The organism is Kitasatospora sp. NPDC017646 (genome assembly GCF_044329365.1).
Classification (GTDB): domain Bacteria; phylum Actinomycetota; class Actinomycetes; order Streptomycetales; family Streptomycetaceae; genus Kitasatospora.
Window position 1 is genome coordinate 169,522 of the sequence record NZ_JBIRJC010000013.1, and the last position, 20,813, is coordinate 190,334.

At 73.9% G+C, this 20,813-nt stretch carries 18 protein-coding genes; 7 read left to right on the top strand and 11 right to left on the bottom strand.

Annotation, left to right across the window (positions count from 1 at the left end; genetic code table 11):
- The 3 genes from rpsL to ACH4J0_RS21940 form a co-directional block, all read right to left on the bottom strand.
- Nucleotides 1-372 carry a 30S ribosomal protein S12 gene (gene rpsL / locus ACH4J0_RS21930; RefSeq protein ID WP_014144289.1) on the bottom strand — a complete coding sequence of 124 codons (372 nt, stop codon included), beginning with the start codon at nt 370-372 and terminating at the stop codon, nt 1-3.
- Nucleotides 373-747: 375 nt separating this feature from the next.
- The gene (locus ACH4J0_RS21935) at nt 748-2,349 is read right to left on the bottom strand and encodes a DUF2142 domain-containing protein (protein WP_396242188.1); all 1,602 of its coding nucleotides are present in this window, start codon (nt 2,347-2,349) and stop codon (nt 748-750) included.
- A 730-nt stretch (nt 2,350-3,079) separates the two neighbouring features.
- On the bottom strand, nt 3,080-3,634 hold the full coding sequence (locus ACH4J0_RS21940) for a DUF1707 and DUF4190 domain-containing protein (protein ID WP_396242189.1): 555 nt from the start codon (nt 3,632-3,634) through the stop codon (nt 3,080-3,082).
- A 262-nt stretch (nt 3,635-3,896) separates the two neighbouring features.
- Between ACH4J0_RS21940 and ACH4J0_RS21945 the strand changes: the two genes are divergently transcribed.
- The 4 genes from ACH4J0_RS21945 (at nt 3,897) to ACH4J0_RS21960 (ending at nt 8,979) form a co-directional block, all read left to right on the top strand.
- Entirely contained in the window at nt 3,897-4,733 is an 837-nt protein-coding gene (locus ACH4J0_RS21945; protein ID WP_396242190.1) for an ABC transporter ATP-binding protein, read from the top strand.
- A gap of 73 nt (nt 4,734-4,806) precedes the next feature.
- Entirely contained in the window at nt 4,807-6,423 is a 1,617-nt protein-coding gene (locus tag ACH4J0_RS21950) for a transporter (protein ID WP_396242191.1), read from the top strand.
- A 90-nt stretch (nt 6,424-6,513) separates the two neighbouring features.
- The gene (locus ACH4J0_RS21955) at nt 6,514-7,815 is read left to right on the top strand and encodes a DUF2786 domain-containing protein (RefSeq protein WP_396242192.1); all 1,302 of its coding nucleotides are present in this window, start codon (nt 6,514-6,516) and stop codon (nt 7,813-7,815) included.
- Between the two features lie 48 nt (nt 7,816-7,863).
- Entirely contained in the window at nt 7,864-8,979 is a 1,116-nt protein-coding gene (locus tag ACH4J0_RS21960) for an ADP-ribosylglycohydrolase family protein (protein WP_396242193.1), read from the top strand.
- A gap of 6 nt (nt 8,980-8,985) precedes the next feature.
- Here ACH4J0_RS21960 and ACH4J0_RS21965 read toward each other — a convergent pair whose 3' ends face one another.
- The 4 genes from ACH4J0_RS21965 to ACH4J0_RS21980 form a co-directional block, all read right to left on the bottom strand.
- The gene (locus tag ACH4J0_RS21965) at nt 8,986-10,311 is read right to left on the bottom strand and encodes a serpin family protein (protein ID WP_396242194.1); all 1,326 of its coding nucleotides are present in this window, start codon (nt 10,309-10,311) and stop codon (nt 8,986-8,988) included.
- 49 nt (nt 10,312-10,360) lie between these two features.
- Nucleotides 10,361-11,359: an ADP-ribosylglycohydrolase family protein gene (locus ACH4J0_RS21970; RefSeq protein WP_396242195.1), complete on the bottom strand. Its 999-nt coding sequence runs from the start codon at nt 11,357-11,359 to the stop codon at nt 10,361-10,363.
- A gap of 19 nt (nt 11,360-11,378) precedes the next feature.
- Complete coding sequence (locus ACH4J0_RS21975; RefSeq protein WP_396242196.1) at nt 11,379-12,593, bottom strand: cytochrome P450; 1,215 nt, start codon at nt 12,591-12,593, stop codon at nt 11,379-11,381.
- Between the two features lie 67 nt (nt 12,594-12,660).
- Nucleotides 12,661-13,401 carry an SIR2 family NAD-dependent protein deacylase gene (locus ACH4J0_RS21980; protein ID WP_396242197.1) on the bottom strand — a complete coding sequence of 247 codons (741 nt, stop codon included), beginning with the start codon at nt 13,399-13,401 and terminating at the stop codon, nt 12,661-12,663.
- Nucleotides 13,402-13,539: 138 nt separating this feature from the next.
- Here ACH4J0_RS21980 and ACH4J0_RS21985 point away from each other — a divergent pair, with 138 nt between their 5' ends.
- On the top strand, nt 13,540-14,604 hold the full coding sequence (locus tag ACH4J0_RS21985) for an ATP-binding protein (RefSeq protein ID WP_396242198.1): 1,065 nt from the start codon (nt 13,540-13,542) through the stop codon (nt 14,602-14,604).
- Nucleotides 14,601-16,442 (top strand): hypothetical protein, encoded by a 1,842-nt coding sequence (locus ACH4J0_RS21990; RefSeq protein ID WP_396242199.1) that lies wholly within the window; start codon nt 14,601-14,603, stop codon nt 16,440-16,442. The genes ACH4J0_RS21985 and ACH4J0_RS21990 overlap by 4 nt, the downstream gene beginning before the upstream one ends.
- 13 nt (nt 16,443-16,455) lie before the next feature.
- On the opposite strand, the gene ACH4J0_RS21995 is transcribed toward ACH4J0_RS21990, so the two are convergent.
- The 4 genes from ACH4J0_RS21995 to ACH4J0_RS22010 all read right to left on the bottom strand — a co-directional run bounded on the left by ACH4J0_RS21995 (nt 16,456) and on the right by ACH4J0_RS22010 (nt 19,843).
- The gene (locus ACH4J0_RS21995; protein ID WP_396242200.1) at nt 16,456-17,067 is read right to left on the bottom strand and encodes a hypothetical protein; all 612 of its coding nucleotides are present in this window, start codon (nt 17,065-17,067) and stop codon (nt 16,456-16,458) included.
- Between the two features lie 154 nt (nt 17,068-17,221).
- Nucleotides 17,222-17,902 (bottom strand): response regulator, encoded by a 681-nt coding sequence (locus ACH4J0_RS22000; protein ID WP_396242201.1) that lies wholly within the window; start codon nt 17,900-17,902, stop codon nt 17,222-17,224.
- On the bottom strand, nt 17,899-19,086 hold the full coding sequence (locus ACH4J0_RS22005) for a sensor histidine kinase (RefSeq protein WP_396242202.1): 1,188 nt from the start codon (nt 19,084-19,086) through the stop codon (nt 17,899-17,901). The genes ACH4J0_RS22000 and ACH4J0_RS22005 overlap by 4 nt, the downstream gene beginning before the upstream one ends.
- 82 nt (nt 19,087-19,168) lie before the next feature.
- The gene (locus ACH4J0_RS22010) at nt 19,169-19,843 is read right to left on the bottom strand and encodes a DUF4097 family beta strand repeat-containing protein (RefSeq protein ID WP_396242203.1); all 675 of its coding nucleotides are present in this window, start codon (nt 19,841-19,843) and stop codon (nt 19,169-19,171) included.
- A gap of 239 nt (nt 19,844-20,082) precedes the next feature.
- Here ACH4J0_RS22010 and ACH4J0_RS22015 point away from each other — a divergent pair, with 239 nt between their 5' ends.
- Nucleotides 20,083-20,802, top strand: a complete 720-nt coding sequence (locus tag ACH4J0_RS22015) for a Crp/Fnr family transcriptional regulator (RefSeq protein WP_396242204.1) — start codon at nt 20,083-20,085, stop codon at nt 20,800-20,802.
- The last annotated feature ends 11 nt before the right edge of the window (nt 20,803-20,813 follow it).

Here is a 20,813-nt window from a genome sequence, read left to right on the forward strand (position 1 = left end):
TTACTTCTCCTTCTTGGCGCCGTAGCGGCTGCGGGCCTGCTTGCGGTTCTTGACACCCTGGGTGTCGAGCGAACCGCGGATGATCTTGTAGCGGACACCAGGAAGGTCCTTCACACGACCACCGCGCACCAGCACGATGGAGTGCTCCTGCAGGTTGTGGCCCTCGCCCGGGATGTAAGCGGTGACCTCGATCCCGCTGGTGAGGCGCACACGGGCGACCTTGCGGAGAGCCGAGTTCGGCTTCTTCGGGGTGGTCGTGTACACACGCGTGCAGACCCCACGGCGCTGCGGGGAGCCCTTCAGCGCGGGAGTCTTGTTCTTCTCGACCTTGTCCTGCCGGCCCTTTCGGACCAGCTGCTGGATCGTAGGCACCGTTTCTCCGTTTTCTGTGTGCCAAGGCTTGGTGGAACTAACCTGCGGTGTCTCCCTCGCACACGACCCCGTGGTCGACCCACGCGGTCGGGTGTGTTGGGCTTTTCCGTCACGGAATCCCATGGCTGATGTACAGCGACGGCGCTCTACGCGCGGTGCGCTGGAGGGCGCTCCGGCTCGGCGCGGCGACCGGTGTGCATGCACGCACAAGGACCCGGGGACACCCCAGGCACAAGGTCAGAGCGTACCTAGCGCATGGGGCGCGGTCAAAACAAATGCAACGCCGCAGGTCGCGGAGCTCGCACCGGGAGCGTGCCGGGAGCCGGCCCGGGCCGGGGATCCCTATCACATCCGGGCGCTCCCCGCACCGCGACCCTACGCCTCCGAGTGGGTCCCGGCGAGTCGGGGAGAACCCTCCGCGGCACCCTTCCCGACCGCCCCGGACGACTGCGGCAGCGGACGCTCCCGCCGGTCCGACACCGCTACGAGCAGCGAGAGGCCGAACGCGGCCACGGTGTACACCGCCAGCCACAGCGCCCAGCCGCCGGGCGGGGCCCACAGGGCCGGGCTGATCAGCAGCGGGCCGCCGGAACCGACCGTGTTGCGGCGCAGGGCCCAGAGGAAGGCGGCCGCGTTGACCAGGGCGAGCGAGAAGCCGGAGATCACCAGCAGCCGGCGCCAGGCGAACCCACCCCAGGGCAGCCGCTCGTGGCAGATCGCGGCGCACATGATCGGCAGCCCGACCGCGAACGGCATGAGGTACCGGCCCTGCCAGATCATGCCCAGCTTGGGCGCCTGCGTGGCCTGGGCCACTATCGGTATCACGACCATTCCGACCACCGCGCCGGCGACGGCCAGGGCGTCCCTGAACCGCGCGTAGCACAGCGCCACCATCGCCAGGGCGATCGCCACCCCGCACCAGACCAGCAGGGTCGCGGCCGGCGCCAGGGCGTCCAACCAACCGAAGTAGCCGATCATTTGCTTCATGTACATCATGCCGTTGTCGAAGGTGGCGCGGGCGGCGTACATCGGGGTGAGGTCGCTCGGGGTGTCGATCACCGAGTGGTCCGGATGGCTCGACGACCAGGCCAGGGCCGAACCGGTCGCCGCCAGCGCCAGGACGCCCCAGAGCCAGGTCATCCGGCGGCGGAGCACTTCGCGCAACGCCCCCTTCCTGCTCAGCAGCAGTGCGAAGAACACGGCACCGGCGAACCAGATCAGACCCAGCGGGCGGATGTTGATCAACACCAGTGCGCCGATGCCGAGTCGGGCCAGCCGGCGGTTCAGCAGGTACGGGTCGGGGTTCATCAACAGCGGCAGCCCGGCGCTCCAGACCAGGATGCCCGCCGCGATCTCCGGACCGCTCGGGTTGACCACGCCGAACATGAACAGCGCCATCGGGGTGGCCGCGGTGATCGTCCCGAGCAGGGTGAAGGACCGCCGCCGCCACTCCGCCGCCGAGACCACCGCGCTCGCCACCAGGGCCGAGCAGATCAGCGCCGACATCAGGCGCATCAGGTAGAAGGCGTTCTCGCCGTGGACGACCAGGCTGGGCCAGCCGACCGCGAAGTAGTAGGCCGGGTGGTAGCGGCCCGCCGCCGTGGTGACGAGGGTCGTCCCGGGCTTCTCGTGGAGCGCCGGGGCGCAGTCGGCCGCCTTCTCCGGGTGGAAGACGTAGCACTCGTTGACGGTCTTCAGGTCCTGGTAGATGGGCGGGAGCTCGACACCGGTCTCGGCGAACTCCGCCTTGATGTACCCGACCACGTGCGGGACCATGACCTCCTTGCCGTCGACCTGGCCCCGGGCGACGGCCGCGGCCCGGATCAGGTGCGCGTACTCGTCCGGTGAGGCGCCGGTCGGGCTGGCGAGCGACCAGGACGCGCTCAGCGCGAACAGGAGGGCGAACGCGGCCAGCCACAGCCGCCTCGGCGAGGAGGCCAGCCGGTCGGCGAGGCTCTTGACGGCCTTGGTCATCATCTGGAGTGGGCCTCCGGGTCGGCTCGGGCTCATCGGGCGGGAACCGATCGCCTGATCATGCTCTGCCACGACTCGTCGCCCTTTTCGGAGCACTGCCCCGCGGATGCGGACTTCGGGCAGCTGTCGTCGAACTTCTGCCGGTGTGCGACACCCGCGGCAGGATGCGGCAGGCGTTCTCCTCCGTCAGCAGGTACCGGTCGGACATCGACGACGGGACCGTGCCGAGCAGGAACAGAAGAGCGAACAGCGTACCCAGGGCGGCGGCCCACGGACCGGGCAGACCCGCCACCGCGGTCCCCCCGGTTTCCGCGGACCGGCGTCGGGCCGTCGGACGGAGCGAGCCCGGATGGGCGACCAGCGCGCACAACAGGCGCCCGAAGTAAGGAGGTTGACTGTCGGTCCGGCGGTAGAGCCGGACCGTCCGGGTCCCGTGGGCGATGGACATCCGCATCGGCCATGCGCTCGCGCGCACGCGTCGCACCGTGACGGCGACGGAACTCCGGCGCCCTGTTGGCCATGACTGTCACTGATCCGGTCCTCAGCTCGTGGTCGTTCGGCCCGTACGGTCCCCCGTGTTCCGGCCGTGACGGTGCCCACTGCTGTCAGATGTGCGGCGGCGGCTCCAGGGAATCATAGGTCCCTCACGATCCGAACATGCCGTCGACACAATGGCCGGAGGGGTCCGGCGGCACCGTTCCCGACCCGCGCCGAGGTCGCGTCGGACCGCCCGCTACGCGACGGCCAGCAGGAACAGCAGGGCCCAGAAGGCGGTCCCCAGGTAACCGAGCACCAGGCCGAGGACGGCCGCCCAGTCGCCGTCCATGTTGCGCTCGCGGATCTGGGAACGGGCGATGTGGCCGGTGATCACCGCGGGCAGCGCCGGCAGCGCCAGGAAGCCGGTCAGGCCGCACACCAGGGAGACCACCGCCAGCACGTTGGTGGGCCTGGCCTGCGGCACCGGCGGCGGCACCAGGAAGGTCGCCGGGACCGGCTGGGCGGACTGGAGCGGCGCCGCCATCGGCCCGGTCGGCAGGTCGGCCACCAGCGCGACCAGTTCGCCGTAGGTCAGTGCCCGGGCCGCCGCCTCGTGGCGCTGCTCGTACTCCTGGGCGGACAGCCGGCCCTCGGCGAACCCGGCCTTCAGCACGTCCACCGTCCGGTCGCGGTCCGCGTGGCTCGCCCGCATCGCCGCCTGCGGTGACGGCGCGGGCTGCCAGCCGGCGCCCCCCGGCCGGTGGCCGTGCCGATGGGCGGGACCGGACTCGCCCCACGGTTGAACGGACATCCGCCACCTCCCGGCCGCGCGGCTCCCCGCGCGCTCACTGGTCCTCATAGTGCAGGACGAACGAGGGAACTGAGTAGTTGCGGGATCGGACCGGCGACCGCCGGAACCCGGCCACCGGGGCGGCACGCCCCACCCGGTCGACGGGCACGCTCAGGGGACGCTCAAAACGCGCGACAGCCCGTTGCCGCGGTGACAGGCTGGGCCCCGGAGCGACCGTTCGCCCACCCGTTCGTCCACCCACGACCACAGACAGAAGGCCGCCATGCAGGCGTCAGCACCGTCGCCCTCCGAACCCGGCCCGGCCGGCCACGGCGGACCGGGCACCCCGTCCGCCGTCAGCATCCGGGGGCTGTGGAAGCACTTCGGCAGCCAGGCCGCCGTGGCCGGGCTCAGCCTGGAACTGCCCGCCGGGGCGTTCATCGGCCTCGTCGGGCCGAACGGCGCGGGCAAGACCACCACGCTGTCCATGGTCACCGGCCTGCTCCGGCCCGACCAGGGCGCCGTACTGGTGCACGGCACCGACGTGTGGGCCGACCCGGTCACGGTCAAGGCCCGGATCGGCATCCTCCCCGAGGGCCTGCGGATGTTCGAGCGGCTCAGCGGGCGCGAACTGCTCCAGTACACCGGCCGCCTGCGCGGCCTGCCCGCCGCCGAGGTGGACCGCCGCGCCGAGGAGCTGCTGGCCGTCCTGGACCTCGCCCGGGACGCCGACAAGCTGGTCGCCGACTACTCCACCGGCATGCGCAAGAAGATCGGCCTGGCCGCCGCGCTGCTGCACAACCCCGACGTGCTGTTCCTGGACGAACCCTTCGAGGGCGTCGACCCGGTCTCCGCCCAGACCATCCGCGGCGTGCTCAAGCGGTACGCCGCGGCCGGCTCCACGGTGGTCTTCTCCAGCCACGTGATGGAACTGGTCGAGCAGCTCTGCGACTGGGTGGCCGTGGTCAACGCGGGCCGGGTCATCGCCCAGGGCCCGCTGGACTCCGTCCGCGACGGGCGCAGCCTCCACGAGGCCTTCCTGGAGCTGATCGGCGTCCGCGAGGACGACGGCCAGGCGCTCGGCTGGCTCGGCGGCGGGAACTCCGGGAGCGCCCGGTGACCGGGCGGCGCGAGGTCACCACCAGGAGGTGCGGACGGGCGGATGCCCCTGCCGGGCGGAGCGAGGTGGGCGCATGAGCACGGCGGCGGTGCCCGACGGGCGGACGGTGGTGCGCGGCCTGGTCGCGCTCAAGCTGCGGCTGCTGCGCAACGGGCTGCGCCGCAGCCCCGGCCGGACCGTCGTGTACGTGGTCGGCGGCGTCCTCGGCCTGCTCCTCGCCGGTGGCGTGGCCCTCGGCATGGCGGTGCTGAACGGGCGCTACGCCGGGTCCGGGGACACCGGGGTGATGCTGCTCGGCGTGCTCACCCTGGGCTGGGCGGCGCTGCCGCTGTTCCTGTTCTCCAGCGACGAGAGCGCCGACCCGACCAGGCTCACCATGCTGCCGCTGCGGCCCGGCCCGCTGCTGCGCGGTTCGCTGCTGGCCTCGCTGATCGGGCCCGGTCCGCTGATCAGCCTGGTGCTGGTGACCGGCGCGGTGCTGTCCGGCGCGGTGGGCGGCGCCTCGGCCGCGGCCGCGGTGGTCGGGGTGCCGCTCGCACTGCTCTGCCTGGTCACGCTGTCCCGGGCGGTCGCGGCCGGGAACGCCCGGATGCTCTCCAGCCGCCGCGGCAAGGACTTCGCGATCTTCGGCGGACTGGCCTTCGCCCTGCTCGTCCAAGCCGCCAACGTCGGCTCGCAGAGCATCTTCGGCCGCCGGCACGACCAGGACATCGACCTCAGCCCGCTGAGGCCGATCGCCGCGGTGCTGCGCTGGATCCCGCCGATCAGCGCGGCGGACGCCCCGCGCACCGTCGGCGAGGGCCACTACGCGCTCGGACTGCTCCAGCTGGCCGCGGCCGGCGCGCTGCTCGTCCTGCTGCTGCGCTGGTGGCGCGGCAGCCTCCAGGCGCTGATGGTCACCGCCGACGCCTCCACCGTGGAGGTGGCGCGCGGGGTGCAGAGCACGGGCGGCTGGCGCTTCCTGCCCGGGGGCCGCACCGGCGCGGTGATGCAACGCCACCTGCGGTACGCCTGGCGCGAGCCGCGGGCCAAGGCCGCGCTGTTCACCAGCATCGGGATGACGCTGGTGATCTGCGTGCTGTCGGTGGTCCAGGGCTGGTCGAGCGTCTACCTGCTGGCGATGACCGGGACCTTCCTCGGGCTGCAGATGCTCAACCTGTTCGGCATGGACGGCTCGGCGTTCTGGATGGTCGCCGCCACCCTGCGCACCCCGGCCGACGCCCGGGACGAGCTGCGCGGCCGGGCGTACGCGGTGCTGTCGTACGCCGTCCCGGTCACGGTGGTGCTCGGGCTGGTGCTGGCCGCCGTCACCGGCGACTGGGCCGCCCTGCCGTCCGCGGTCGGCCTGGCGGTGGCGGTGCTCGGCTGCGGCATCGCGCTCGGCTCGGTGTTCAGCGTGCTCGCGCCGTACACCATGCCGGCCGACAGCAACCCGATGCGCAACGCCGCCCCGGGGCAGGGCGGGCTGATCCTGCTCAACCAGTTCGGCTCGATGGTCGGCGTCGCGGTGCTCGCCCTCCCGGTCGGCGGCTACCTGTTCTGGGCGCTCGGCTCGGACGGGCCGACCTGGCCCCTGCTGCTGCTCGGCCCGCTGTACGGCGGCCTGATCGCCACCCTGGGCATCCGGCTGGCGGCCTCCCGGCTGCTGGACCGGATCCCGGAGATCATGGCCAAGGCCATCGAGCGGTAGGACCGGACAGGCCCTGGACCCGTCTCCCCGGCCCCCTCCGGCATCATGGGCCGGAGGGGGCCGAACCGTCGAGGAGAGCAGGGACACACCGTGGGCAAGCGCGCACAGCGGCAGGGCGACGGGAACGCCGGGCCGCTGCTGGAGCAGGCGGTGCGGTCGGTGCTCACCGTCCCCGAGGAGGGGCTGGACCTCGCACTGGACACCGGAGCCTCGCTGCTGGCCGCCTCGGCCGGGCAGTGGCCGGCGGTCAGCCGGGCGCTGCTGGGGTACGCGGACACCGCGGTGGGCCGCTGCTGGTCGGCCGGGTGGCGCCCGGCGGACCTGGTGCGGGTGGTGCGGCGCGGGCTGAAGCCCGTCCACCTGGCGCTCGCGGTGGACCTGATCGCCGCCGAGGGCCGCCGCCACCCCGCCGCCGCCCTGGACCGGCGCTGGCAGGAGCAGCTGCGCGAGCTGGAGACCGAGGTCTGGTGGTCGGCCGACGAGCAGTACCTCGGGGCCTTCGCCCACCGGCACCGGCTGGACCGCTTCGCGCTCGCCACCGCCGTCCTGGAGCTGCTGCGCAGCTGGGGCCGGCTGCCCCCGATCGCCCCGGTCGGCCCCGCGCCGGGGCAGGCGGGCCGGTCCGTACCGGCCGGGCACCCTGCCGGGCCGCGGCATCCCGGGGCATCGGCCGGCGAGCCGCGGATGCTGGCCAGGATCCGGGCGCTGCTGGCCAAGGCCGAGTCCACCGAGTACCCGGAGGAGGCCGAGGCGCTGACCGCCAAGGCCCAGCAGCTGATGGCCCAGCACAGCATCGACGAGGCGCTGGTGGCCGCCGCCACGGCCGCCCGGGACACCCCGGCGGCGCTGCGGATCGGCGTGGACAACCCGTACGAGGGCCCCAAGACGATGCTGCTGGACGCGGTCGCGGCGGCGAACCGGTGCCGGGTGGTGTGGGCGAAGGAGTTCGGCTTCTGCACCGTGATCGGCTTCGACGGCGACCTGGACGGCGTGGAGCTGCTCTACACCTCACTGCTGGTGCAGGCCACCCACGCGCTCAACAAGGCCGGCTCCGGCAAGGACTCGCGCAGCAAGGCGTTCCGGCAGTCCTTCCTGGTCGCGTACGCGGCGCGGATCCGCGAGCGGCTGACCACCGCCACCGAGCGGACCACCAGCGCCGCCGCGGCCGGCCGCCACCTGCGCGAGGACGGCACCGAGGAGCAGCTGCTGCCGGACGCGCGGCTGCTTCCCGCGCTGGCCGCCCGCTCGGCGGCGGTGGACGAGGAGGTCGGCCGGCTGTTCCCCAAGCTGGTCTCGCAGCGGGTCCGGGTCAGCGACGGCGAGGGCTGGGCCGCCGGGCGGGCCGCGGCCGACCGCGCCGCGCTGCACGGGCGGGGCGAGATCCACGACTGACGGCCCGCCTGATAGAAACGACCCGCCACGAACGAAGGGGGATTCGACGTGACGGAGTCCGCGGCGGAGTCGGGATACCCGGACCGGGTGCGCGGTGCGCTGCTCGGCGGCGCGATCGGCGATGCGCTGGGCTGGCCGGTGGAGTTCCAGCAACTGCACCAGATCCAGGACAGGTTCGGACCGCAGGGCGTGACCTCGCTGCCGGCCGGGAACGGCGGACCGGTGGAGGTCACCGACGACACCCAGATGACGCTGTTCACCGCCGAGGGCCTGATCCGCGGCTTCGTCCGCGGCTGGAGTGGCGGCGGCGGCTCGGTACCGGAGGCCGTGCACGGCGCCTACCGACGCTGGCTGCGCACCCAGTACCAGCACTCGCCGGACACCGAGCCCCAGCCCCGCCCGTACGACGGCTGGCTGCTGGGCCGGCCGTTCCTGTACGCGCGGCGGGCGCCGGGCAACGCCTGTCTGAGCGGGGTGTCCGAGCACCCGGAGTTCGAGGCGCCGTCCGCGATCGGGCTGCCGGGGCCGATCAACCCGGGCTCCAAGGGCTGCGGCACGGTGATGCGCTCGGCGCCGTTCGGGCTGGCCCGGCTGGGTGTGGAGCAGTCCTTCGGACTGGCCGTGCAGTGCGCCCAGCTCACCCACGGGCACCCGACCGGCTACCTCGCGGCGGGCGCCTTCGCGGCGCTGGTCGAACGGCTGGCGGCCGGGACGGAGCCGTGGGCGGCGGTCGGCGAGACGGTGGAGCAGATCCGCGAGCTGCCGAGTTCCAAGGAGACCGTCCAGGCGCTGGCCCGGGCGGTGCGGCTGGCCCAGGAGGCCGAGCCCGTGGCGGAGACGGTGGAGCGGGTCGGGCTCGGCTGGATCGCCGAGGAGTGCCTCGCCATCGCGGTGTACTCGCTGCTGGCGGCCACCCTCGACCCCGACCCGGTGCGCACCGCGCTGCTGCTGTCGGTGAACCACTCCGGGGACAGCGACTCCGCCGGCGCGGTCTGCGGCAACCTGGTCGGGGCCGCGTACGGCGCCTCGGCGCTGCCCGGCGAGTGGGTCCGGGCGATCGAGGGACGGGCCGAGCTGCTGACGGTCGCGGACGACCTGCTGGTGCTGTTCGGCAGCCGCGACCCGGCCCACCCGGCGCTCGGCGGGCGCTACCCGGCCTGGTGAACCCTCCTACTGCGCCTGCGGGTCGGTGACCTGACCGAGGAACAGCGGCCGCCCGCCGGCGGTGTCCCGGATGAGGAACAGGAACGGCCGGTCGATGTGCAGCTGGGCGGCCTGACGCGGGGCCGGCGCCGCCGCGAGGCCCGCCACGACGCCGCTGCCGGCCGCCGCGACCGTCCCCTCCTCGTCGACCTGCACGGTGGCCTTCTGGACGACCGTGCTGACGGCCAGCGGCGGCTCCTTGGCGATGCCGCTGAGGTCCGCGTCGTCGAAGACCGAGTGGACGCCGAGCGAGCGCAGCGCGGGGGTGAGCTCGTTGGACGTGTCGAAGTGGAAGCGCGGCAGCTGCAGGTCGACGGGCTGCGCGCTGAGGGCGCCGAGGATCCGGTCGAGCTGGGGCTGGTCCAGGCCCTTGGTGAAGGCAGCGAAGCCGCCCTGTGCCGGGACGATCAGGTCCATCGCCAGGTTGCCTTCCGCGTAGGGGAGTTCGACGGCCTGCCAGGGCTCGCCGACGATCCCGCCGGAGCCGTCGGCGTACTTGAACTCGCCGGTCTGGCTCATCGTGGAGACGTTCGGGGTGGTGCCGTCCAGTTTGTGGAACGGGCGGTCGGCGGTGTGCCCGGGCTTGAACTCGGAGGCCCACTTCGCCTTGAGGTAGAGCGCGTCGGTGAGGACCAGCCGGGTGTCCGGGTTGATCGCCTTCGGGGCGAAGAGGTCCTTGATCCGGCCCTCGGTGGCCTTCTCCACGGCCGCGTTGACCGCCTTGCGGCTGCCCTCCGGGTCCTTCTTGAAGTCGGTGGTGTGCACTCCGGCGTCGAAGGCGGCTGCGAGGGTCGCCAGGTAGTCCGGCTCCACCGGGAAGCCCTGCTGCGTCCAGACCCCGTCGGCCTGGTGCAGGGTGAGCTGATCCCCGTTCTTCGTCCGCTGGTCGAGCGCGCCGACGGCGAGCGCGTACTGCTTCGGGTCGAGTCCGGTGTGCAGGGCCTTGGCCAGTTCCTCGGCGGTCGCACCCCGCGCGCCGGGCATCAGCATCCCGAGCACGGTGGCCAGCCCGACGGGCGAGACCACGGTGTTGCGCCCGGCGGCGTCCGGCGTGGCGGTGAGCGTCTTCAGCAGGTCCAGGCCGAAGGCGTCGGTGGCCTCGGCGGTGGCGGCCAGCTGGGCCGGGTCCACGGTGGGCCGGGCGGCCGGTGCGGAGGCCCGCAGCTCCCCGGTGGCGGCGGCTCCGGTGCTGCCGCAGCCGGTGAGCAGCGGCGTGGCGAGGGCGGCGGCGAGGAGCAGCGCCGCCGGGCGGCGGGGGGCGCGACGACGGGTTCCGGTGCGACTGTTCGTCATGGCCCTTCGACGCACCGTCCCGGGATCGGGTTCCGGGGCGGCGACGCTCTCAGTCCCAGAGCGCGCCGAACTCCAGCAGCTCGTCCCGGTGCTCGATCCGCTCGACCCACTCCCCCGGCCAGATCACCTCGCCGTGGTACGCGCCGGCGAAGGCGCCGGTCAGGCAGGCGAGCGAGTCGGAGTCGCCGGAGCTGTACGCGGCCCGGCGGACGGCGGCCACCGGGTCGTCCGGCAGCAGCAGGAAGCAGAGCAGGCCGGTGCCGAAGGCCTCCTCAGCGACCCAGCCCTCGCCGGTGGCCAGGCATGGGTCCGCCTCCGGGTCGGGTGCGGCGAGCGCGGCCTGGAGCTGGTCGAGGACCTTGAGGCAGTCGTCCCAGCCGCGGGCGAGCACGGCCTGTGGCGACGCGCCGTACCAGCGGTCGGCGAGGTCGCCGAGCCAGAACTCGTCGTAGCGCTCGCGGCTCGCCAGCGCGTACGCCCGCAGCACCGCGGGCAGCCCGGCGGGCGGGACGCCGTCGGCGAGCTTGCGGACGGCGTAGGCGGTGAGGTCGCCGGCGGCGAGGGCGGTGGGGTGTCCGTGGGTGAGCGCGGACTGGAGCTGGGCGGCGCCCGAGAGCTGTCGGGCGTCCAGTTCGCGGACCAGCCCGATCGGGGCGACCCTCATGTTGGCGCCGCAGCCCTTGGAGCCCACGTCGCTGGCCTGCTGCCAGCGGTACTCGTCGTGGCTGAGCCGCTCGCAGGCGCGCAGGCAGGTCATGCCGGGGGCGCGGTTGTTCTGCGGGGAGCGCCACCAGTCGACGAACTCCTCACGGACCGGGCGCTCCAGGCGCAACGGCGTCAGTGGCCCGCTCGCCAGGGCGGTGCGCAGGCCGCGGGCGAGGGCGAGCGTCATCTGGGTGTCGTCGGTGACCAACGCCCGCTCGGGCAGCGGGAGCTGCCGCCAGTCCGGGTGGTCGGCGGCGATCTCCACGACGCTCCTGAACTCGGTCACCCGGCCCAGCGCGTCGCCGATCGCCAGCCCCAGCAGCGCCCCCGTCGCCTTGCCCACGGCAACTCCCCCCCGGTTGTCAGACCTCGACCAGCAGTTCCTTGAGCCCGCGGATCACGTAGCCCGGGTTCCACTCGGGCTCGCGGACCAGCCGCAGGCCCGGGGCCCGGCGCAGCAGCGTTCCGTAGGACTCGGTGAGCTCCATTCTGGCGAGCGGCGCGCCCAGGCAGAAGTGGATTCCGGCGCCGAAGGTGATGTGCGGGTTGTCGGTGCGGCCGAGGTCGAGGCGGTCGGGATCGGCGAAGCGCTCCGGGTCGCGGTTGGCGGAGCCGAAGAGCAGGGCGATCTCGGCGCCGCGCGGGACGGTGACGCCGCGGACCTCGATGTCCTCCAGCACCCATCGCTCGAACATCTGCAACGGGGTGTCCCAGCGCATCAGTTCCTCGACGGCGGTGGGCAGCAGACCGTCCACGTCGCCGCGCAGCCGGGCGAGTTCGCCGGGGTTGCGGAACAGCGCCCACCAGCCGTTGCCGGTGGTGTTGACGGTCGCCTCGTGACCGGCGTTGAGCAGCAGCACGCAGGTGGAGACCATCTCCTGCTCGCTGAGCGCGTCGGAGCCCTCCTGGGCCTGGATCAGCGCGCTGATCAGGTCCTCACCCGGGTTCGCCCGGCGCTCGCGGATCAGGGCGCGCAGGTAGTCGGAGAACTCGGTGCTCGCGGCGACGGCCCGGCGGGCGACCTCCTCGCCCGGGTTGAGCTCGAACATCCCGGTGATGTCGGCCGACCAGGGGCGCAGCAGGTGCCGGTCGCCCTCCGGCACGCCGAGCATCTCGGCGATCACGGCGACCGGCAGCGGCTCGGCGACGGCGGCGATCAGGTCCCCGCCGCCGACCGCGAGCAGCCCGTCGACCAGCTCCCCGGCCAGGCGCCGGACGGTGGGCCGCAGCCCCTCGACCATGCGCGGGGTGAAGGCCTTGGAGACCAGGCGGCGTATCCGGGTGTGGTCGGGCGCCTCCAGGTCGAGCAGCCCGTGGTCGTTGAGGGTGTGGAAGGGCTCGTGCGCCGGGTCGGGTTCGGGGCGGCCGAACTCCTGGTGGCTGAACCGGTGGGTGTAGGTGCGGCCGAGCCGCCGGTCGCGCAGCAGGGCGCTGACGTCCTCGTGGCGCGAGACGAGCCACTGGTTCGTCGGCTCGTGGTACGTCACCGGCGCGTGCTCGCGCAGCTCGGCGTACGCGTCGTACGGGTGGGCCACGAACGCCGCCGACCAGGGGTCGAACTTCGCCGTCGTCGTCATCTGTCGATCACTCCAGGCCGGGAGGGGGAGCCGGAAGGATCATCGTATGCAGGCAGTACGTCCGTTTTTAAGCCTGTTCTGCGAGCAGTTTCCGCACCAGCGCCGGGAGAGCGGTGGAGATCGGCTCCCGGATCACCTCGTCCGCCGCCTCGTCGAAGGGAGTGGGCTCGCCGTTCATGACGACCAGTCGGGCGCCGCCCTCCAGCGCGATCTGCGGCAGCGAGGCCACCGGGTACACCTGCAGACTCGTTCCCACCGCGACGAAGAGGTCGCAGGCCCTGGCGATCGCGTCGGCCTGCTGGAGCACCACGGGATCCAGCGCCTCCCCGAACATCACCGTGCGCGGCTTGAGGATCCCCCCGCACTCCCGGCACGCCGGGTCCGGCTCGCCCGCCCCGACCCGCGCCAGCGCCTCCTCCATCGGCCCGACCACCCGGCAGCGCACGCACTGCACCTCCCGCGCGGTGCCGTGCAGTTCGAGCACCTTGCGGGCGGGCAGGCCGGCCCGCTGGTGCAGCCCGTCCACGTTCTGGGTGAGCACCCGCACCGGCAGCCCGGAACGCTCCAGCTCGACCAGCGCCCGGTGCCCGGCGTTCGGCTCGGCCGCCAGCGCGCCGGTGTCGCGGCGCAGCAGCCAGGCCCGCTCGCGCACCCGGGGGTCGGCCAGGTAGGGGCCGATGGTCACCAGCTCCTGCGCCGACGGGTCCTTCTGCCACAAGCCCTGCGGGCCGCGGTAGTCGGGGATGCCGGAGTCGGTCGAGATGCCCGCGCCGGTGAGCACGGCGATCAGGGGACGCTTCGCGTTCATGCCCCGGACGGTACGGGCTCCGGGCCGCCGCGGCCACCGAGAATCCGGCGCTTCCCGGGTGACCGGAAATCCGGGTGCGCCCGGCCAACTCCCGCCGCACACTGGGCCGGTCACCCCCCGTCGCCGTGAAGGAGCCCCGTGCAGGGAGCAGTCAGCGTCTCGCCCGCCCAGGTCCCCGAGCTGTTGCTCGGTCTGGCCACCGTCCGCCCGGTGTTCCTCTGGGGCGCTCCCGGGATCGGAAAGTCCTCCCTGGTCAGGGCGTTCGCCGAGTCGCTGGGCCTGGAGTGCGTGAGCCTGGTCGGCACCCAGCTCGCCCCGGAGGACCTCATCGGCGTCCCGCAGCTCACCCCGCAGGGTCGCTCCCGTTTCTGCCCGCCCGAGCAGATCGCCCGCGACGAGCCGTACTGCCTGTTCCTGGACGAGCTCAACGCGGCCTCGCCGGACGTCCAGAAGGCCTTCTACTCGCTGATCCTGGACCGCCGGATCGGCTCGTACGAGCTGCCGCCCGGATCGATCGTGATCGGCGCCGGGAACCGCGCCACCGACGGCGCGCTCGCCCGTCCGATGGCGTCCGCCCTGGTCAACCGCATGGTCCACGTCCACCTGCGGGCCAGTGCCGATGACTGGCTGCGCTGGGCGGCCGGCGCCGGCATCCACCCGTGGATCGTCGACCACCTCACCGACCGGCCCGACCACCTCTGGTCCCCCCCGCCCAAGACCGAGGAGCCGTTCTCCACCCCGCGCGCCTGGCACATGCTCTCCGACGCACTGCACTCCTTCGGCCCCACCCTGGACGAGGAGACCCTCAAGGTGGTCACGTACGGGCTGCTCAGCCCGCAGCACGCGGTCGCCTTCTGCGGCTACGCGAAGATCGTGCGCAACTCCTACGGCCTGGAGGCGATCCTCAAGGGCGACGCCCGCTGGCCGCACCGGCTGGAGGACCGCGACCTGCTCTACTACCTGGCCGACGCCTTCCGCGGCCGCCTGGTCAAGGAGCTGCCCGCCCGCAAGGAGCACGCCTCCGGGGCGCAGCGGCAGACCGCCTTCCGGGCCAAGTCGCTGCTGGTGCAGCTGGCCGAGATCTCGGTGGAGGTCGCCCAGACGGTGATCGCCGACGGCTCGGACGGCAACCCGGTGCTGCCCTCCTGGTTCCTGATCGAGGCCGCCCGGGACATGCCCCGGCTGGTCGAGGCCCGCCGGTGAAGTCCGCCGCCGCGAAGTCCGCCGCCGCGAAAGCCGCCGCCGCGAAGACCGCCGCCGCCCGCAAGGACCCGGGCGCCGAGGCCTTCGTCGAGGGTCTCCGGCTGCTGCGCCGCAACCCGGCCTTCGCCGCCCTGCGCGCCGACGTCTGCCGCAGCCAGGACTGCACCACCACCCCGCCGGACGGCTGGGCGGTGGTCGACTCCAACGGCACCGTGCACGTCGATCCGCGCCGCCGGGCCGAGCCCGAGGAATGGGCCTGGGTGGTGGCCCACTGCCTGCTGCACCTCGGCTTCGGCCACCTCCCGAGCGCCCGCGGCACCCGGGTCCAGCCCGACCCGCACGCGGCCGCCGCCCGCTGCGCCGTGGTCAACCGCTTCCTCGCCACCTTCCCGGTCGGCCGCGCCCCGGTCGTCCTCCCCCAGGAGTACCCGGGCGGCGACGACGAGGAGCTGGCCGCCCGCTGGCGCCGTGACGGCCTGCCGCCGGCCGACGCCGCCGGGACGGCCGGCGCCGCGGGCAGCGGCGGCTGCGACCAGCTGCTGATCGAGTGGCGCGGCCACGGCCAGGCCCCCGAGGACTGGCAGACGGCCTTCGCGGCCGCCCTCACCCGCACCATGTCCGCCGCGATGGACCGGGCCGGCGGGCGGATCGACACCGAGACCGGCGAGCGCCTGCCCGAACGGCCCTGGACCAGGGCGCTCAACTGGTTCGTCTCCTCGTACCCCCTGCTCGGCGGCATCGCGGCCGGTCTCACCGTCGTGGCCGACGCGGAACTCGCCCGGGCGCACGAGATCGCCGTCGCCGCCGTCAACGCCGAGGCCGGCGAGATCTACGTCAACCCGCTGCGCCACCACTCCGACGAGGAGTGGCGGTTCATCCTCGGCCACGAGATCCTGCACGCCGCCCTGCGGCACGGCGAGCGCCGCGGCGGGCGGGACCCGTTCCTGTTCAACGTGGCCGCCGACTACGTCATCAACGGCTGGCTGCTGGAGATGGGCGTCGGCGAGATGCCCGACGGGCTGCTGCACGACCCGCAGCTGAAGGGACTGTCGGCCGAGGAGGTGTACGACCGGATCGCCCGCGACCAGCGCCGGATCCGCCGCCTCGCCACCCTGGCCGGGAAGAACCGCCCGGACGTCCTCGGCGAACCGCCGGTCCGTGACCGGCGCACCTACGTGGACCTCGACGACTTCTACCGGCGCGGCCTCCAGCAGGGCTTCGAGCTGCACCAGCGCGAACGCGGCCTGCTCCCGGCCGGACTGGTCGAGGAGATCCGCGCGCTCGCCCACCCCCCGCTGCCCTGGGACGCGCAACTGGCGCGCTGGTTCGACGAGTTCGTGCCGCGCCCGGAGCCGGTGCGCAGCTACTCCCGCCCGGCCCGTCGGCAGTCCGCCACCCCGGACATCCCCCGGGCCGGCCGCCACCACCCCGAGGAGGAGGTCCCGCGCTGCACCTTCGGCGTCGTCCTGGACACCTCGGGCTCGATGGACCGGGCGCTGCTCGGCAAGGCGCTCGGCGCCATCGCCTCGTACGCCGCCGCCCGGGACGTCCCGGCCGCCCGGGTGGTGCACTGCGACGCCGCCCCGCACGACGCCGGGTACCTCCCGGTCGAGGAGATCGCCGGGCGGCTGCGGGTGCACGGACGCGGCGGCACCGTCCTCCAGCCGGGCATCGACCTGCTGGAGCGGGCCGAGGACTTCCCGCCCGGTGCGCCCGTCCTGGTGATCACGGACGGCGAGTGCGACGTGCTGCGGGTGCGCCGCGAGCACGCCTTCCTCGTTCCGCGCGGGGCCGGGCTGCCGTTCACCCCGCGCGGGCCGGTGTTCCGGATGAGCTGAAGGCCGACCGCCGTCAGGCCAGTGCCGGGCGCAGGGCGGTGGCCGGGCGGGTCAGCGGGGCCAGGGCGCCGAGGTAGCAGGCGGCGGCGAGCGGGATGAAGGCCAGGTCGGCCGCCGAGGCGCCCGTGCCGACCAGCATCAGCACCGGGCTCCACCAGCGCAGCGCCCGGCCCGCCCCCACCGAGGCCGCGACCAGCAGCGCCAGCAGGCCGACGTAGAACAGCAGCGGGCCGACCCGGTACACGGCCGGGAGCACCCCGGGGACGTCCTGGATCCGCTCGAACAGCCGCGACTGCTCCTCCTTGGTCCCCGAGACCACGCCGACGTACAGGTCGATCCCGATCTGCACCAGCGAGGCCAGCAGGCCCGCGAACGCCGTCCCCAGCGCGGCGTTCGCGGCCAGCCTCCCGGGCGCGGTGCCGCGCGGGGCGAGCAGCGCGCGCAGGGCGAGCAGCACCGGGACGAACAGCAGCAGGCCGGCGAACATCGCGCTGTGCCCGGCGATCCAGCCGAGGCCCGGCTGACGGGAGCCGGGCACCAGGCGGATACCGCCGTAGAGCGCCATCAGCGCGGGGGCGCCGACGGCGGCGTAGGCGGCGAGGCGGCTGTTCCGAGGGGCGTTCATGCGAGGTTCTCCCGTGGTGTCCGGGGCCCGCGGACCGCTGTCGGCGTCCGCCGGCCCGTGTCCGTTCCGACACCCCGGAGCCTCCCTGCCGAGCCCCTCGTCGCGGATCGCCCGCACCGGCGAAACCGGCCCCTCCCCCGTGCGGGGGAGTACCTCAGGACTCCCCCACCACCACCGCCCCGGCCTCGTACGCGAACACCACCGCGTGCACCCGGTCGCGCAGCCCCAGCTTGCTCAGCACATTGCTGACGTGGGTCTTCACGGTGTGCTCGCTGACCACCAGCTCGGCCGCGATCTCCGCGTTGGACAGCCCGCGCGCGATCAGCCGCAACGTCTCCTGCTCGCGCAGGGTCAGCTGCTCCAGCAGCTTGGACGGCGGCCGCACCGCCCGCTCCCGGCCGCTCGGTCGGCGGGCGGCGAACTCGCCGATCAGCCGCTTGGTCACCGAGGGCGCGAGCAGCGCCTCCCCCGAGGCGACCATCCGCACCCCGTGCGCCAGGTCGTCCCGCCGTACGTCCTTGAGCAGGAAGCCGCTGGCGCCCGCGTACAGCGCGTCGAAGACGTAGTCGTCGATGTCGAAGGTGGTCAGCATGATGACCTTGGTGGCCGGAAACTCCTCGCAGACCCGGCGGGCCGCCTCCAGGCCGTCCATCACCGGCATCCGGACGTCCAGCAGCAGCACGTCCGGGTTGTGGGCGCGCACCGCCTCGACCGCCTCGGCGCCGTCGCAGGCCTCGGCCACCACCTCGATGTCCGGCTGGGCGTCCAGGATCATGCCGAACCCGGCCCGCACCAGCTCCTGGTCGTCCGCGACCACCACCCGTATCGGCGTCATCCGCCCACCCTCTCCACCACGCCCGCCGGCCCCAGCGGCAGCCGGGCACTCACCAGGAAACCCCTGCCCTCCGGCCCTGGACCGGCCTCGGCCCGTCCGCCGCAGGCCGCCGCCCGTTCGCGGATGCCGACCAGCCCGCGCCCGCCGGACCAGCCGGCCACCGTACGGTCGGCGGTCAGCGGCACCCCACGGCCGTTGTCGGAGACCACCACCTCCAGCACCTCGCCGGAGCGCCGCACCCGGATCGCGGCCCGGTCGGCCCCGGAGTGCTTGACGGTGTTGGTCAGCGCCTCCTGCACGATCCGGAACGCGGCCGCCTCCACATCGGCGGGCAACGCGCCCAGCCCGTCGGCGAGTTCGAGCTCGACCCCCAGGCCCGACCGGCGCACCCGCTCGGCCACGTCCACGAGTTCGGTCAGCCGGGGCTGCGGCGCCAGCTGCTGCCCCGCCTCCGGATCCTTCAACACCCCGAGCACCCGCCGCAGTTGGACCATCGCATCGCGGCCGGAGTCGGCGATGGCGTCGAAGGCGCGGATCGCCCGGTCCGGGTTGTCGCGCACCACCAGCGGCCCGGCCTCGGCCTGGATGACCATCAGCGAGACAGCGTGCGCCAGGATGTCGTGCATCTCCCGGGCGATCCGGGCCCGCTCCTCGGCGACCGCCTGGGCCGCCTCGCTGGCCGCCCGCACCCCGGCCTCCCGCGCCCGCTCCGCCTCCACCCGGGCCAGCTGCCGCTGGGTGCGCACCAGAACACCGAAGACGAACGAGCCGCCCGAGGTGAGCGCGCTGAACAGCGCGCCGTTCGGCGAGTGGGTGCCGACCACGTTGGCGACCACCACCACCGCGAGCACCGTCCAGCGCTGCCGGTCGGGGAAGCGCTCGGCCACCGTGTACATCCCGATCACCACGTACAGCGGCACCTGCGGGTTCGCCGAGTGCGCCACCACCGACAGCACCAGCGAGGGCGCGCTGCCGACGAGCAGGAGCGGCAGCGAGGCGCGGCGCCGCCAGGGCAGGAACATCGAGGTGGACACCGCCAACAGGTACACCCACCAGGGCCAGTCCGTGTCGTCGTTGTAGACCGACCACACCGACACCGCCACCGAGCAGACCGTCAGGAAGGTGTCCAGCACGTACGGGCTCAGCCCGGCCGTGCGGCTCCGCCAACGCGCCGCGCGCTCCACCGTCGTCCCTCCCCCGTACCCGGGGACCCCGCCCCCGCGGAGAAGATCATGCCCTACCGGCAGAACCTCCGGCACCGCCCGGTCAGGCACCGCTGACCGTCACACCGCCGGTCTCCGCCCGCGCGGTGATGCTGTGCGCCGCGCCCGGCTGCGAGGGGATGCCCACGTCCGCCCCGCCGTCCCGGGCCTGCGCGGTCACCGTGTACGCCGCCGCGGACGGCACCTTCAGCCGCACCCCGCCGTTGCCGACCCTGGCGTCCAGCGTCGTCGGCGCCGCCGCGAAGTCGGCCCGCACCCCGCCGTTGGTCGCGTTCAGGTGCGCCGTCGGGGAGGTCAGCCCGGTCGCCTCGACCCCGCCGTTCTGCACCGTGGCCTCCACCTCGGCGGACAGCCCGACCAGCCGCACCCCGCCGTTCTCCTCCTTGATCCGCACCTTCGTACCGGCCGGCACCCGCACCTCGTACCCGACCCCGCAGGAATCGCAGGAGTACGCCAGGCGCAGCACGCCGTCCTTCACCTCGTGGGAGGTCTTCGGCGCGGCCCCCCGGTAGGTCTGCTTCTCGACCACCTGCACCGCGTCACCGGTGCCGGTCACCACCACCCCGCCGTCCTCCCCCTCGACCACCAACTCCCCGACCGACCCGGCCACCCCGTAGCTGATCGTCCGGTGCTCGTCCGACTCCCAGAACGGCAGGCACCCCTGCATCCCCAGCACCACCGCCGCCGTGATCGCCACCGCGCCCAGCGCCCGCTTCATGTCCGGCCCCCTTCGCAAGCCCCGTCATCTCGACACCGAGAAGCCTCCCGCGGCCGCCGCCTGCGCCACCTCCCCCGCCGGAGCGGTTCCCGCGGCTCCCCCGTGAGGGGGAGGGAGGTCGGGGGGAAATTCGCGGATTCACCGACGCGGGGGCCGCTTCGCGGGTAACTTGTTGGCCCGCGCGCCGACGTTCCCGAGCCCGACCGCGCCAAGGCGAACCCAGCGAAGGCTGATCAGGCATGGCCAACACGCCGCCCGGCGGACCAGGTCCCGCGACCGGTCACGGCCTCGACGACCGGGTGCCCTTCCTGGCCCGGCTCGACCATGCCGACCGCACCGCGCTGCTGGCCCTCGGCCGCCGTCTCGACTACCCCGCGCGCACCACCGCGCTTCGCGAGGGCGAACCCTCCGACCACGTCCTGCTCGTCCTGCGCGGCTGGTTCAAGGTGACGGCCGCCGCCGAGAACGGGTACGAGGCGCTGCTCGCCCTGCGCGGCCCCGGCGACATCGTCGGCGAGTCCGCCGCCCTCAGCGGCAGGCCGCGGGCGGCCACCGTCACCGCGCTGGAGCAGGTCGAGACCACCGCCGTGGACCGGGCCGCCTTCACCGCCTACCTCCAGCGCACCCCGGCGGCCTCGATGCAGCTGCTGGCGCTCGCCACCGACCGGCTGCGCGCCGCCGACCACCACCGGCTGAAGTTCGCCTCGCTCAGCGTCAGCGAACGGCTCGCCGACCTCCTGCTGGAACTCGCCCGCACCCACGGCCGCCGCACCCCCGAGGGCATCGTGGTGTCCGTCCCGCTCAGCCAGCAGGAACTGGCCGGCTCAGTCGGCGCCTCCCGGGAGGCCGTCGCCCGGCTGCTCAAGTCCCTGCGGGACCGCGGCATCGTCGTCACCAGCCGCCGCTCACTGGTCGTCGCGCGCCCCGAACTGCTCCGGAGGCCCGGTCAAGTCCGCTGATCCGCACGAGA